Here is a 15735-nt window from a genome sequence, read left to right on the forward strand (position 1 = left end):
GACGAAGATAATGGCATTATTTGAAGGATATGAAAGAAGAATTGACCAGATTAACGCTGTATTAAACAGCTATGGTATCAGCTCTATTGAAGAAGCTGAAAAAATTACAAAAGATGCTGGACTTGATGTATATGATCAGGTAAAGAAAATCCAGCCTATCTGTTTCGAGAACGCTTGCTGGGCTTACACTATAGGTGCAGCAATCGCAATCAAAAAAGGATGCAAAAGAGCTGCTGATGCTGCTGCAGCAATCGGTGAAGGTCTTCAGGCATTTTGTATTCCAGGTTCTGTTGCTGACCACAGAAAAGTAGGTCTTGGACATGGTAACCTTGGAAAAATGTTATTAGAGGAAGAGACAGAGTGCTTCTGTTTCTTAGCTGGACACGAGTCCTTTGCAGCTGCTGAAGGTGCAATCGGAATCGCTGAGAAAGCAAACAAAGTACGTCAGAAACCACTTCGTGTTATCTTAAACGGACTTGGAAAAGATGCTGCACAGATTATTTCACGTATCAACGGATTTACATTTGTTGAGACACAGTATGATTACAAAGCAGCTAAACTTAACGTTGTATATGAAAAAGCATATTCTAACGGACTTCGTGCAACTGTAAAATGTTACGGTGCTGATGATGTTCAGGAAGGTGTTGCAATCATGCATCATGAGAACGTAGGTGTTTCCATTACCGGTAACTCTACCAACCCAACACGTTTCCAGCATCCGGTTGCAGGTACATACAAGAAAGAATGTATCGAGCAGGGTAAGAAATACTTCTCTGTAGCATCCGGCGGTGGTACAGGACGTACCCTTCACCCAGATAACATGGCTGCAGGTCCTGCTTCTTATGGTATGACAGATACTATGGGACGTATGCATTCTGATGCACAGTTTGCAGGTTCTTCTTCCGTACCGGCTCACGTTGAGATGATGGGCTTAATCGGAATGGGTAATAACCCAATGGTTGGTGCTACAGTAGCAGTTGCCGTTTCTGTTGAGGAAGCAGCAAAAGCTGGTAAATTCTAAGAAAGTGCGTAAAATCAACACTTTTAAGAGTATTAAGATGTGGTAAAAAGTAGTTGAAATCGTGTCGTTTGACAACTGTTTGACACTTATTTGACAACCACGTTTGACAACCAGATGGTAATTTATTAGGGAGCTTTTCTTTTGATTAAGAGAGCTCCCTTTTATTGCATTTTTTCCAGGTCTTTTTTTAGCCATTCTACATCACGAACCGTATAGACCGATTCCGTTATATCCTTAATCGAGTGACCGACCATTTGCTTCAGAGCATTTATATCAACATCCGCCTTCCTACATCTGGTTATAAACGTTTTTCGTGGATTATGTGGTCGATGCTCCTTATTTAATCCGAGCGACTCAATTACCTTGGTGAAACTGTAACTGTATTTATCGTATGTCATAGTCATGGATGAAGAGTGTGTTATTCCGACATCATTCAAGAGATATACGCTTTAGTTGACCAGTCTTATAAAGATTATCAGAGAAAGCTTAAAGAACTGTATGGTAAAGAAGCTCATGAAAAGATTATGGATGCTTTAAATGTTAAAAAAGCGGAAGAACGGTATATATACGGTTCATATATGTTTGGTGAATGCAACACCTATATCAACGAATCAATACCGAAGACATTATTTTATGAGCCATATTCAGACAGATTCTTCGAATCCACAATAGTAGACGTAATGCAGGCTGAATACAGAAATATATGCCAGAACTGAAAATGTTCGATTAAAAATGCCAAGTAATTTTAATTTTCATGTGCAATGTTAATACATTGTATTGACAAAGGCAAAAATGGAGAATATAATAATATTAAGAAAGGAGTGATATATATGGCAAATACAAATGTAACAATGAGAATTGATGAAACGTTAAAGGCTCAATTGCAAGAACTTATGTCCAGTCTTGGACTTGATATGACTACTTTCTTTACTATGGCTGCGAAACAGGCAGTAAGGGAGCAAGCATTACCATTTAAGCCTGATATGAATACTGGAATTTATGGATTACAAGCATATAAGTTAGCAATGCAGAACACAAATTATAATAAAGAAGGCAAAGCTGTCATATCATCTGCTGACGAATGGAATGATGAATCTGAATGGAATGATATGTTTGAACAAATGAAAAAGGAGAAAGGTGTTAAATAGTGAACAAAGGTGAAGTGTGGTTTGTGGAATTTCCTTTAGAGGAAGATGAAAGCAAATCAATAAATAGACCTGTTGTTGTACTTGATGAAAATATTCTTGGTGTATTATCAGTTAAAATCACCAAACACAAAGCAAGGAAAGAAGATCCTTATGATACACCAATTATTTATTGGGAGGAAGCTGGTTTAAGATTGGCTTCTACTGCAAGAGTATCAAAAGTAACACTTCTTACAAAAGACAGTTTTATTTTTAAAATAGGTGATTTGCACCATGAAGATTTGAAGAAAATTGAAGAGATGTATAAGAAATTTTTAAGAGATAATGGTGCTATATAGAGTTATATAGTGCCATTTCTTAAAATTCGACTTTTATCCTGTTTAAAAATGAAGTAGAGGAATTAGTTGGAACAGTTGTTGTAATAAGCCAATGAATGAATGATTTACTTGGAAAATTAGAAGAGACAATATGAAGTATCAGAGGTTTAGCATTGCTAAGTATAAATGAAAATATATTATATATTCATCATGCTAACATTGATAATTCGTATGATGAACGATGGGCAAAAATTTATATTCCAAATATGAAAAATATCCAAGGAAAAGCCGGATTATTTGGTGGAAAGTTTTCTTTCAAGTATGAAGGACAAGAATATAAATTTAAACTGCCATCAAAGGCCGGAAAATTTGTGGATTTTTTTGTGAAGTAAAAGTATGAGGATAACAGGATGAAAAACTTACAAAAGTATCTAATGATTTTGGGAACGATAATGTTAAGTATTGGGATTAGTGCGTGCTCTAAACAACCAGACTTCGATGCCAAATCTTACGTCCAAAGTTCTCTTGATGCATACTATCATGGAGAATATAAGGACTATGCGAATCTGTTAGAACTCTCGGAAAAAGATGCAAAGAAATCGAAGAGGATTTTAATGAGAGCATCCAATAGCAATTTGATGATTCCGATAACATTACGGATAAAGGAATTGCTGATTATACGGAAAAACTGACAGAAGTAAAGAAACTGGCAAAATACAAAGTACAGGATGTGAAAGAAGAGGATGGAGTTTATACAGTAAGTGTACAAGTTGAACCATCCAATGTATTTCAGACATTGCAACAAAGCTCTACAGGGGTAAGCAATGAAAAAATAAAGCAGGGATTGGATGGAAATGATCCGGAAGTCTTTGCAGCCGTATTAACAGAAAGTGTCCAGAAGAGTCTTGAAAAGAACAGTTATGGAAAAACTGTTACTGTAAAAGTATCCGTGGAAAAAGATAATTCAGGAAAATATGGTCTTTCGGATACAGAGATGAATAAGCTGGAAGCAGCGATGTTCCCAACAGAATAAGAATGAATGGAAAGCTATCAGAGGAAAAACTGGTAGCTTTCTTTTATCTTCAAGACGAGAAAAGTTCTGGCGATAGTAACGTTTAATCATCGATATTCTTATGTTATTTTCTATTTTACCAACTAATCTGGCGATGCATTTTACGATATTGTCCGGGAGTTATACCAGTGTATCTCTTAAAAATAGAAATAAAATAACTTTGAGATGAAAAATTCAAGTAAGTACTGATTTCACCCAGACTATAGTCGGAATGTGCCAGTAAATTCTGTGCCTTTTCAATAAGAACTTTATGGATAAAAACAGTAAGCGTCTGTCCGGTTTCTTTATGGAACAGGGCAGACAGATATTTAGGTGTTAAATTAACTAAAGATGCCAGTTGATTTAAGGTTAAGGTTTTATTTTTACCATGATAGATATAATCAATGACGCGAGAAATAGCTGGTGAATAGTAGCTTTTTGGAGTCTTTTTTGCTTCAGCAACACGAAGCGTAAATTCAATAGCCATCTGTTCATTTAATTTCATTAAAGCGTCAACATCGGTACATTGTTCCATTTTTCGTATATATACATCACTTAAGGAAAAAGCAGTTTCCTCATTAAGTCCTCCTTCGATGGCATATCTGGTAACTAAAGTTGTATTAGCAATACTTGCATAAAAAAGTAATTTTAATTTGGAATTGGAAGAGGTCATCTTTCCGTAAACAGTTGTTGGGAGAGAATAATAGGTATTCTCCAATGCGTGAATATCTCCGTTTGAAACACATTCGAGAATTGCTTTTTCCTGTGCATAAGATGTATGTATCCGTTCATTTTCTGCATTTTCCAACATTTCATGTGTGAGTGAAAAATTGATGTCTGACTTCATTTTATACATAGGTAATTCCTCCTGTCAAAAACACGATAAATTGACATAAAACACGATAAATCAATATAATTATATGCCGGAAATAGATAAAATGCAATTAAGAGATTAAGAGAGAGGAGATAGATGCTATGAAACGAAAAGAAGTAATTTTTTTACTGGCAATGCTGTTAGTTGGAACTTCTGTTGGTGGTTTTGCATATCCAAGTAATTGTTATGCAGCAACAGCAGAGACAGAAAGTTCTTCGGAACAAAGTATTTATTCACTGGCCAATCATTATTTTAAAATCAAGTCTATCAGTAATGGGAAATACTTGCTTGGAAATAAAGCAGGATATGAAGCTCAGGCAGATACAGCCGATAGTGGAATGACATTCTACTTTAAAGCATCTGACTTGGGAGAATATATTCTTTTTGATCAGGATAGCAAGTATCTCACATATAACACTTTTAATGCAATTGTCCGAAATAAGACATTGTCAGATAAGACGCGATTTAAAGTAGAGCAGTATGAAGATAATTCCTTTTCTTTTTATTCTTATGTTAAAAAGAAATATGTTGGAATTAAGGGAACTTCACTGGTTTGGAAAGACAATGTGGATGATACATGCCGGTTTGAACTGGAACTTACAGAAGGAAATAATCCGTTTCCGGAAGCCGATATAAATATTGATTTTTATGACGGGGATGGGAATCCAATAACGACATCGAACGTGATGGCGAGACCGTCAAGTGGTGAAAACATTATCGGAACAGCAGATACTCATGCACATTTGTGTCATAACAAAGGATCAGGAGAAGTTGTATTTAATGGAGATGCATTTAGTCCCCTGGGAATTGCAGATGCACTCAATGATTGTACGGATCTGCATGGAGTAAATGGAGCGTATGATATTTGGGGAAAAGCAGTAGATGGTGCAACGACACATAATACATCGGGATATCCAAATTTTAGTTACTGGCCTACAAGTTATTCTACAAACCACGAACAGACATACTATAAATGGCTGGAGCGTTCCTATCTGGCGGGGCAAAGAGTGCTGGTACATCAGTGCGTAAATAATGAAATATTAGGAAAAGTTACCAATGTACTTCCGCCTTATAAAAATGGCGTAACAAATGATATGGACGCAATCCGACAGGAAATAGAGTATGTATATAAAATGCAGGATTATATAGATGCACAGTGTGGTGGACCGAATGAAGGATGGTTTAGAATTGTAACATCATCCGAACAGGCAAGAGATGTGATCAGTCAGGGCAAAATGGCTGTATTCTTAGGAATTGAAGTAGACACAATTTTTGGTGCAGATACGGATTTTGTTGGAAAATATAATGCTGGAGAAATCACAGAAGAAGAAATGAACACAGGTCTGGAAAATATAGAAAAGCAATTGGATGAAGTATATGATCTGGGAATAAGAAGTTTTTATATGATACATGCATTGAATAACGGTTTCGGTGGATGTCAGTTATATCAGGGGGAAATATTCAGTATTATGAATTACCTGAAAACATCAGATTTTTATCAACCAGAGGTAAGCACCAATCCAAGAGTATTCTACAAACAGCCGAAAGCAGATCTTCCAGAAGATGCACAGGGACATGCCAATGTTGAGGGACTTACAGAGACTGGAAAATGGATGATTCATCAGATGATAAACAGACACATGATTATAGAACTTGATCACATGAGTGACAAGTCCTTAAATGATACCTTGGATATCTTATGGGAAGAAAAATATCCGGGAATTATATGTTCTCATACAAGAATTTTGGATATGTTTAATCCAGAAGATGAGGCATGGGAACAATTGGATATTCCACGTATGATAAAAATATATCAGCTTGGTGGAATTATATCACCTATGATGTGGGAAACAACAACAGGACATCAGAGATGTGCAACGGATTATCTGGAATATATGATAGAACTGAGTAATAATTCAGAAACACCGACTACAGGAATATTGGATAATCAAAATTACTTTAAATATGACGGACCATACGAAGTGCCGACTACATGGTATAACATGAACGATGATGAGTCAGATGACATGATTCTTGGAATACCGTATGGAAGCGATGTTAATGGTGCATGCATGTTACCGAACTTTGATAAAGTACAAGAAAGTTTCGATACAGTTGATTATGACACTTTTACAGATTTATATCCGGGAATTTATGCGGATGGAGTAACAGCAAAGGTTAATAAACAAACTACAGGAAATGTCACATTTGATGTTAACGGTGATCGTGGTGTTGCACATTATGGTTTAGTACCAGATTTCTGGAAAAAGATGTCAACCAATAGCAATATTGTGGATATTAATGCAACATTTAATTCTGCTGAAGCGTATATCAGAATGATAGAACGTGCAGAAAAATACTCAGATACATATCCAAGCAGAGATGAATCACAATGGATAACAACTTCGACAGAATATTGGCATTAGATATGGACTTTGAAAGAGGGGATAAGCCATGAACATTGATAAAATATGCGAACAGTTAACAATAGATGAAAAAATCCGGCTTTTAGGCGGTGTTGGTGACTGGCATACTTATGACTGTAATGGGAAAATCCCCTCTATTATGATGACAGACGGACCACATGGGATTCGAAAACTGGAACAGGAAAAGATTGGGGATATTGAAACCAGTAAGCCAGCAACCTGTTTTCCAACTGCAAGTGCAATAGCCTGCAGTTGGAATCCTGCTATTGTTAAAAAGATGGGTGAAGCGATTGCGAAAGAAGCAAAAAAAGAGCAGATATCCATTGTGCTAGGCTGCGGAATCAATATCAAGCGTTCTCCTTTATGCGGAAGAAATTTTGAATATTTCAGTGAAGATCCGTATTTGACAGGAAAGCTGGCAACGGGATATATCGAAGGTGTACAGAGCCTTGGAATAGGTACGAGTTTAAAGCATTATGCTGTTAATTCACAGGAAACAAGACGAATGACATCCAATAGCCAGATTGATGAAAGAACTCTTAGGGAAATATATCTGTCGGCTTTTGAAGAAGTTGTGAAAAAAGCAAAACCGACTTCTGTAATGGCTTCATACAACAGGATTAATGGCGAATTTGGAGCAAGAAATAAATACTTACTGACAGATGTTCTGAGAAAAGAATGGAAATATCAAGGTGGTGTGGTGTCGGATTGGGGAGCAGCAAATGATATTGTAAGCTGTATGAAAAATGGTCTGACACTGGAAATGCCAGATCCGAAAGGCTTCCACACAGATGTGTTAAAAGAAGCGTATAAGGATGGCTGGATTACGGATCAGGAACTGGATAACTGGACTAAGAATGTTCTGCAGAATTTTGTATCACTTCATAAAAATATAGAAGAAAATTATGAGGTAGATATGGAAGAACAGAATCAGGTGGCACGTAAACTGGAAAATGAAAGTGCAGTACTTTTGAAAAATAATAGTGTTTTGCCAATTGGAAAAGAGAAGAAGGTAATCATTATTGGAGAGCTTGCCAGGCAGATGCGGTTTCAGGGAGGTGGGAGCAGTCATATCCAGCCGACGAAGATGACAAATGCGATTGAAGCAATACGTGAAAAAGGATATCAGGTAACTTATATACAGGGATATCAGAATGAAACGGAGGAATTAGGAGAAAAGCAACTACAGGATACGATAGAAAAACTGAAACAGGAATATAGAAAAAAAGATTGTGTGATTCTATATTTTATCGGTCTTACAGAATCTTACGAAGGAGAAGGATACGACAGGAAAAATCTTAAAATCCCTCAAAATCAGGAAGAGCTGTTGGCTGAAATTGCAGAAACTGTCGGAAAAAATCATATTGCAGCAATTAGTTTCGGTGGTGCGCCTATGGATTTTAGTTTTGAAAAGAATGTAGGAGCAATTCTTCACATGTACCTCGGAGGACAGGCTGTAGGGGAATCTGTTGCTGACTTAATCAGTGGTGAGGTGAATCCATCCGGTAAATTGGCAGAGACAATTCCGTTTTCAGAAAAAGATACTCCGGCATGGAGATATTTTGCACCTCCGAATGATGATGTAGAATACAGGGAAAGCATTTTTGTAGGTTATCGTTACTATGAGACATTCCATGTTCCGGTAAAATATCCGTTTGGTTATGGACTTTCCTATACTTCTTTTTCCTATTCGGAATTGAATGTACCAGAAGTATATAGTGGTGGAAAGATACAAATTCGTTTTAAAATTAAAAATATCGGAAAAGTGAGTGGAGCAGAAATAGCACAGTTATATATCTGCCCGATTGAATCAGATGTTATCAGAAGCCATATAGAACTAAAGGGATTTCAAAAAATATATCTGCATCCGGGTGAAGAAAAAGAAGTTATACTAGAGCTGGATGAAAGAAGTTTTTCTGTCTATGATGTAGAGAAAAAAGCCTTTTCCATGTTAAGCGGCAAATATCAGATCTGTATCGGAGCATCGGTACATGATTTGCAATTAAAGGCGAATATGGAAGTAGTAGGAAATAGTTATTTTAGAAATGAAAGAGAACTGTTTCCGGATTATTTTAGAGAGCAGCCACATGGAATGGAAATCAGTGCAGAACAATTTTATCAGCTATTAGGCGGTGAACCGAAACATGACAAAGAAAAAAAGCGTGGAGAGTATACGGTTTACGATTCCTATCAGGATGTGGTAAATGTCTCAATGTTTGGAAAAATTGTTCGTGGAGTCGTACATATTGGACTTAAGATTATACTTCGGGGAAAATCAGAGCGGGACCCGGCCTTTAAAATGGTAAAAATGGGAGTCGAAGAAGGAAATCTGGAAGGACTGATTGCAACCAGTGGTGGAATTGCAACTCCGAAGTTAATCGATATGTTAGTTTACAATGCAAATAAAAAATATCTGCAGGCTTTAAAAAGACTGCTGAAGAAATAGAGAGAGGGGGAAGTCGTATATGGAAAACAATAAATTGGATAAACGCACAAAATGGAGCTATTGTATAGGAGCAACCGGAAGAGATATGGCGTATGCACTTGTCTCTATGTTTCTTCTTACATATATTCAATATACGATGAAACTGACAGTTGCCCAATATGCAGTAATATCAGCAATTATGGTAGTGTGTCTGCTGTGGGATGCCATTAATGATCCAATGATGGGAATTATTATTGAAAATTCGCATTTGAAAGCCGGAAAATTTAAACCTTGGATTTTTATAGGAGTAATTTTAAACAGCCTGATAATTATCTGCTTGTTTACAGTAAGGCCGGAAGGATGGGGATTTGTTGCATTTTTTGGAGTGGGATATCTTTTATGGGGAATGACTTACACAATGAATGATATTGCCTATTGGGGAATGCTGCCGAGTCTTACATCAGATCCGGGAGAACGGAACTGGCTGGTAACCGTACAGGGAATTTTTATCTGTATCGGACAGTTTTCTGTTGCAGGTCTGCTCCCTGATATGGTAGCTGGAAATGCGATTATGGCATATCGGACGGCTGCGATTGTGATTGCTTTTTGTTTTATTGGTTTCCAGCTACTTACAGTGTTTGGAGTAAAAGAGAGAAAACGACCGGAAAAGAAGAGAACACTGTCATTAAAAGATATGTTTCATATATTCCTGAGAAATGATCAGTTGATAGTGATTGGAATTGCATGTTTATTATTCCAAATCGGAAATGGTCTTCTAATTATGATTGGAATGAATTTCTTTTATTTTGAATTTGGATATTCTGTAGGTGGCAGTCTTGTATTTTGGTTTACAATTATGTATGGATTAGGAACGCTGATATCAGAGGCATCTTTTGCGTGGCTTTCCTCAAAATTCACACGAAATCAGATTATAACTGCAGCTACCAGCATTACAGTCATTGGGTATATACTTTTTATGAGTGTAGGCTACATTGTACCAAAAAGTGTTGTTTTACTGAATATCATCGGTTTTCTAATCTTCTTTTCGCAGGGGGCATTCAATATGACGATGATTGTCATGTTAAATAATACCATAGAGTATGATGAAGTCCGGTTTCATGAACGACATGACAGTATTATCTCAGCAGTAAGATCTTTTGCAACAAAGCTGGCAAGTGCAGTTGATCAGGCGGTTGTTGCGTTAATACTGATTATAAGCAATATTTATGCAATCAGTCAGAAAATATCCGGATTAGAAATAAAAGCTGGTACAGGAGAACTTACTTCGGAAAATGTAATTGTACAGGCAGATAAATTTATTCAGACAGCAGATGCCGGACAAAGATTTATATTGCGTCTTGGAATTGTAGCTGTTCCGGTAATTTCTATAGGAGCTGCTTATATACTGATTAAACGGAAATATATTATTGACGAACGTAAGTATGAAGAACTGGTAGCGGAAATAAAAAGCACAAATAAAAAATGATTCAATTAGTTGTGATGACCTTATAATTGATGAGTTTAGAAAAAAGTGATATGAATGACAATTGATGATTTTATATATGAAAATAGTATTGTACGTGATAATGTTTCTGAATATACAGCAGATCATATAGATAGGGTGATAGAATCTGTTTGTAATAATTATGGATTAACTATAAAAATGATTTCTACAAATTATGTTTTTCCACGTATTATAAAAGCGAGTGAAGAAAAGGCTTTGATTTGGAATCAAACATATTGGGAATTGTTCAGTCTGTATTTAGCGTATTTCACAGATTTAAATGCTATTCAAAAGAAGATAATTGTGTATGATGATAGTTCTGTACAGCCGAAAATATTGATTCCATTTGCATATTATTTAGCATTAATTGTTGAAGATAAAAAACTTGCTTTAAATTTCGCAAATTATTATAACTACAGAATACATCGTTGTCTTGTGTGTGATGAACACCAGTATAAAGAAAAATGAATGTAAGGAGCAAATAAAAAGAAATTGATACAGAATAGAACGAATAAACCTATTTATTTTACAATGCAGAATATTGATGAAATATCGGAACATGATATTATTGCTTGGACTTTTGCTCATCCTGGAGCAATGGGGAGCCCAGGTGAGATTACGATTATAACGATTCATGGGAACACTATGTGGCTATATAGATTCAGTTATATACAGAATGAAAACTTAGGGGTAGGTGTTGATTAATTCTTTCTGACATAGGTATCACCTCATTGAGAAAATAATATACAGAGAGGAAAAGTATGAATGCATGGCATGTGATAATCTTTTCCTGGTACATAATTTATCAAAAGAGTTTCAGAAAACAGATGAACATATTGAAAATATTCATCAGGATTTGAAGAAAACAATTGAAAATATCAATCTGACTGCTGCTGTTGCCAGAGGAAGTGGAAGAGATGGTCTGGATAACCGTTATAAAAATGCCATGACATTACTAAATCAGGGAAACATTTCGGCTGCAAAAGCAGAATTTACAGGAATCCGTAATGATTTTATGTGGAGCTGTAAGGGCTATTATGGACTGATTTTATGTGAAAAAAAGAAGAAACATATAAATTGGGGGGAGATAGGAGATTATATTCAGCAAATATATCACTGTGAGGATGTTACTCCAGAGATTCTTCAGGAGATGGAAGGCATTTTAAATGACGGCACATCTATACCGATGAGGAACTTTACAAAGTATTTAACTTACCACAAAAATACATAGCCATTATAGAAGCAGTCATCAAAGAACGAAAATAATCGAACATAATATAAGCAAATCATTCACAATCCTCTTGTCATGTGATAAAATATTATAAGATTTGCATAATGAGAATATTGGAGGTACAAACGAATGTACTCAGTAACCAAACGAATTAGCATGATAAAACAACCCCGTGGTGGATACATAAACAAAAAAGAACTTATGATAACCCAACTTGATGATGGAATTACATTGAATGAAAATGAGAATATGCATGCAAGTTTAGTTGGTCTTGCAGTTGATTATATGACCCGATTTATGATGGGTGCCCAAAAAGAGGAAGCCTTTTCAATATCATTAAAAGGTGCTATGGCGTTGGATTTATTTACAGGGAATAAAAAGCAATCGTCAATGAAAAATGCTACAAGTCTATTGGCAGATATAAAAGGACTTGATAAAAAATCCATAACAAATGCATGCAAATTGGTAGGATACGATGTTTGTTTTAGAGTTGGCGTAATAGGGTATAAGCCGGTAGAAGAAATTAACCCTGATAAAGATACAATTGAAAACATTGTAACAATGATTAATCGTAGTTTGTCTTTTTGGAAAGAATATGGACCTATAACAAAAGATGGATTTACATTTGAAGGCGGATACACAGACACTATCTCTACTGGTGATGGAGACTATTTAACAAAAGATACATTATGGGATTTTAAAGTGTCAAAGGATGAACCAAAGCCAAAATATACTTTGCAGTTGTTGGTATATTATATCATGGGTATGCACTCAATTCATAAAGAGTTTAAGAGCGTAAAGAATCTAGGTATATATAATCCTCGTATGAACAAAGTGTATACAGTAAGTATTGATATGATACCTCAATCAGTAATTAATGAAATATCAAAAGAAGTAATTGGTTATTAATAATACAGGGACAAATTGAAAAGGCTACCTCACCATCCAAGTGAAGTAGCCTTTCAAAAATTCCATTCTAATAAATCGCACGACAACTTATAAAAAAATAAGCTCCCCATTAGCAAAAAATGAATAGAAAATGTATAAAAGTGGTAAAAGCGAATAATTATAAGGGTTTATGCATTAGACACATTTTTGTAAAAAGGGAGTTTGGAAATAAGGGAGTACAGCAGGAGATACCGGAATATAGAATTGTAATTACAGATGTTGGTCCTAACCCGGTACAGATTATATCAATTATTCAAAAATATCTGCAGTCAGATTATACGGAGTTAAGCAATTTAATTAATGGCAATATTTTAGATGAACAGTCAACCGTGTGTACATTAGAGTCTTTAGAATTATTACAGCAGATGCAACAGGAATTGGATGAGGCAGGTGCACTTACTTATATTCAAAAGAATTGGCAAGATGAAGATGATGCAGAAATGAATACATCTATTGCAATTTTTTCATTAGGAGATCAGGGAGAAAAAGTAATCGAAGCATATCATCAGATACTTGGATTAGATAGAAAAGATTTGGAATTAAAACTTTTAAATGATTTGTCAGAAAATAATGGATTTCAAATTTCAGCCAGAAATGAAAGAGTAGAAGAGTTAATAAAAGTTTTGGATAATCTTGGAGCAGATTATGAAATGGATATGAATGAAAATGATTCAGATGTGGATGAAGATGATATGTATGTAGAAATGGACACAGAAGCAGCATTGATTATTACATCTACAGGAGACAAGAAGGTTCAGCTGATTAAATTGATTCGAGAATATACAGGATCAGATCTTAGGGAAGCAAAAGAATGTATTGATGAAATTGAAGCTGGAAATGGTTTCTTTATAAAAGGTTCTTTGGAAGTATTAGAAGAAATGAAACAGGAACTTGATGCAATTGGTGCAACAAGTAAAATGAAGTATAGAGATAAACAGGAACAAGGTGGTTGTTATTGCAATAATTGTGGTGCCGAACTTGCATCCGGCACAAAATTCTGTCCGAAATGCGGTGCCAAAGTAGAGGAAGCTCAGAAAATGTTCTGTTCACAGTGTGGAAATGAAATTATGCCCGGGGCAAAATTCTGTACCAAGTGCGGAGCAAGATGCATGTGACAGATACAAAAATAGAAGTTGAAAGAAATTGAGATGGAAAACATCTGCTTATCCGATTAAGGGAGGGCAGATGCTTTCTTTTTTTACTGACATTTTCATTTCATCATGTTATAATGCAATCAAAGCTTGATATTTCTATATACATTTCAATGGCATATAGCCTGTCAGAAGTATACCGGTATTCTATCATTTCGCCGGGTTCACCACATAACCTGATATGATAACAGGAATTTTCAAAGCTTTTATTTCACATTAAATGAAGCGGAGAGAATTCTTTCAGACAAAGGTTGTTGCGGTTAAGTGACATTGCAAAAGTATACTCTCCAAGACAAAAGAAAGGAGAAGAAATGTCAGGAAAAACAGAAAAATTACAATGGCATCCGGCGTTTTGTGCAGCAACAGAACTGGAACTGCGACAAGATCTGGATGTACTGGAATTAATTCCGGAGTATAATTTGAGTAAGAAACCACTTCAGATTGATCTTGTGATTATTAAAAAGATGGATTGGAAGCGGACGTTACAAAATGAAATTGGTCATATTATGAGGGGACACAATATTTTAGAGTATAAGGGACCGGGAGATGAATTGACGATAGATTCCTTCTTTAAGGTAATTGGATACGCCAGCTTATATAAGGCGCAGGGGATAGCAGTCAATAAAATTCCAGCATCTGAGGTGACCGTATCCTTTTTTCGGAATGCTTATCCGAAGGCACTTTTTCAGGAACTGAAAAAAGAAGGATATATCCTGAAAAAAATGTATCCTGGAATTTATTATGTAAGAGGAAAAGTTCCGTTTCCAGTACAAGTTGTAGTAACAAGTCAGTTGGAAAGAAAAGCTCATTGCAGCCTGCGGGTATTGACTACACAGGTAGAGATGCAGGATGCAGAACTATTTTTGGAACAGATACATTATTTGGAAAGTAAGAATGAACGGAGCAATATTGATTCGGTACTTCAAGTAAGTGTAAATGCAAATAAGCAGGTATATAGTCTGTTAAGGAGGCAAAATGAGATGTGTGAAGCATTGCGTGAATTAATGAAAGATGAAATTGAAAAAGAACTGGAAAATAAATTACAGCAGGGACGAAAACAAGGTCTGGAACAGGGTTTGGAAGAAGGCTTGGAGCAGGGCGAAAAACTGCAACTAATTCGTCAGGTAATCAAGAAACTGCAAAAAGGCAACTCCGTAGAAGAAACATCTGATATGCTGGAAGAAGAGCCGGAAAATATCAGGAAGATATATGAAATTGCAGCAACTATGGCGCCGGATTATGACGTAGAAAAAATATATCAAAAACTGTAGAAATTCAAATGGAAATATACCCAAGTAAGGCCCTGAGAAAAATTGTAGGGAAACACTTGACAAACATATTTCTATAAGATATAGTATAAAAGTACTAGCTATTAAGCTAATATAATTTTTCATAACTCATGCCTCTCGGGCTCTTCGGAGTTCGGGAGGTACTCCCCGAAAATATAGTCAGGATTTTATCCTGGCTTTTTTTATTTTGCAGGAAATTGCTTTCCTGCAAAATGTGTTTTCTATAGTTCCAAAATGCTTGTAAGAAGCTAGTTATGGTATGCCTGGCAGGTTATGCAACAAGGAGGATGTTTTTAGAGTTATAGGACAAAATGTGTTGATGAAAACCGCTTTCAAGCCTTGAAAATAAAGGG

General features: G+C 35.8%; 15 protein-coding genes. 13 read left to right on the plus strand and 2 right to left on the minus strand.

Annotated features, from left to right (window positions below; all coding sequences use genetic code 11):
* The first annotated feature begins 10 nt into the window (after positions 1–10).
* Complete coding sequence (locus DXB43_RS06365; protein WP_117841112.1) at positions 11–1021, plus strand: GGGtGRT protein; 1011 nt, start codon at positions 11–13, stop codon at positions 1019–1021.
* A gap of 161 nt (positions 1022–1182) precedes the next feature.
* Here the strand turns inward: DXB43_RS06365 and DXB43_RS15765 are convergent, their stop codons facing one another.
* On the minus strand, positions 1183–1425 hold the full coding sequence (locus DXB43_RS15765) for a tyrosine-type recombinase/integrase (protein ID WP_334294237.1): 243 nt from the start codon (positions 1423–1425) through the stop codon (positions 1183–1185).
* Positions 1426–1434: 9 nt separating this feature from the next.
* Here DXB43_RS15765 and DXB43_RS15875 point away from each other — a divergent pair, with 9 nt between their 5' ends.
* The 4 genes from DXB43_RS15875 to DXB43_RS15420 all read left to right on the plus strand — a co-directional run bounded on the left by DXB43_RS15875 (position 1435) and on the right by DXB43_RS15420 (position 3516).
* Positions 1435–1737 (plus strand): DUF6353 family protein, encoded by a 303-nt coding sequence (locus tag DXB43_RS15875; RefSeq protein WP_442969675.1) that lies wholly within the window; start codon positions 1435–1437, stop codon positions 1735–1737.
* 114 nt (positions 1738–1851) lie between these two features.
* Positions 1852–2169 carry a type II toxin-antitoxin system RelB/DinJ family antitoxin gene (locus DXB43_RS06380; protein ID WP_117947094.1) on the plus strand — a complete coding sequence of 106 codons (318 nt, stop codon included), beginning with the start codon at positions 1852–1854 and terminating at the stop codon, positions 2167–2169.
* Entirely contained in the window at positions 2169–2504 is a 336-nt protein-coding gene (locus tag DXB43_RS06385) for a type II toxin-antitoxin system PemK/MazF family toxin (protein ID WP_227700970.1), read from the plus strand. Before DXB43_RS06380 ends, DXB43_RS06385 begins: the two co-directional genes overlap by 1 nt.
* A gap of 709 nt (positions 2505–3213) precedes the next feature.
* On the plus strand, positions 3214–3516 hold the full coding sequence (locus DXB43_RS15420; RefSeq protein WP_243006645.1) for a hypothetical protein: 303 nt from the start codon (positions 3214–3216) through the stop codon (positions 3514–3516).
* A gap of 115 nt (positions 3517–3631) precedes the next feature.
* On the opposite strand, the gene DXB43_RS06400 is transcribed toward DXB43_RS15420, so the two are convergent.
* Positions 3632–4390, minus strand: coding sequence for a helix-turn-helix domain-containing protein (locus DXB43_RS06400; RefSeq protein WP_117947097.1), 759 nt, complete (start codon positions 4388–4390; stop codon positions 3632–3634).
* Positions 4391–4509: 119 nt separating this feature from the next.
* On the opposite strand from DXB43_RS06400, the gene DXB43_RS06405 reads away from it, so the two are divergent.
* The 8 genes from DXB43_RS06405 (at position 4510) to DXB43_RS06445 (ending at position 15364) form a co-directional block, all read left to right on the plus strand.
* The gene (locus tag DXB43_RS06405; RefSeq protein ID WP_117699252.1) at positions 4510–6834 is read left to right on the plus strand and encodes a hypothetical protein; all 2325 of its coding nucleotides are present in this window, start codon (positions 4510–4512) and stop codon (positions 6832–6834) included.
* A gap of 28 nt (positions 6835–6862) precedes the next feature.
* Positions 6863–9280, plus strand: coding sequence for a glycoside hydrolase family 3 C-terminal domain-containing protein (locus DXB43_RS06410; RefSeq protein WP_117947098.1), 2418 nt, complete (start codon positions 6863–6865; stop codon positions 9278–9280).
* Positions 9281–9299: 19 nt separating this feature from the next.
* Complete coding sequence (locus tag DXB43_RS06415; RefSeq protein WP_117947099.1) at positions 9300–10745, plus strand: MFS transporter; 1446 nt, start codon at positions 9300–9302, stop codon at positions 10743–10745.
* 54 nt (positions 10746–10799) lie between these two features.
* Positions 10800–11231, plus strand: coding sequence for a hypothetical protein (locus DXB43_RS06420; RefSeq protein ID WP_117947100.1), 432 nt, complete (start codon positions 10800–10802; stop codon positions 11229–11231).
* A 301-nt stretch (positions 11232–11532) separates the two neighbouring features.
* Entirely contained in the window at positions 11533–11994 is a 462-nt protein-coding gene (locus tag DXB43_RS06430) for a hypothetical protein (protein WP_117947102.1), read from the plus strand.
* Between the two features lie 129 nt (positions 11995–12123).
* Positions 12124–12903, plus strand: coding sequence for a hypothetical protein (locus tag DXB43_RS06435; RefSeq protein ID WP_117947103.1), 780 nt, complete (start codon positions 12124–12126; stop codon positions 12901–12903).
* 119 nt (positions 12904–13022) lie between these two features.
* Positions 13023–14057 carry a ribosomal protein L7/L12 gene (locus DXB43_RS06440; protein ID WP_117947104.1) on the plus strand — a complete coding sequence of 345 codons (1035 nt, stop codon included), beginning with the start codon at positions 13023–13025 and terminating at the stop codon, positions 14055–14057.
* Positions 14058–14404: 347 nt separating this feature from the next.
* A complete protein-coding gene (locus tag DXB43_RS06445; RefSeq protein ID WP_117947105.1) occupies positions 14405–15364 on the plus strand; it encodes a hypothetical protein in 960 nt (319 codons plus the stop codon).
* Positions 15365–15735 lie beyond the last annotated feature (371 nt).

Source organism: Roseburia sp. OM04-10BH (genome assembly GCF_003462605.1).
GTDB classification, from domain to species: domain Bacteria; phylum Bacillota; class Clostridia; order Lachnospirales; family Lachnospiraceae; genus Roseburia_C; species Roseburia_C amylophila.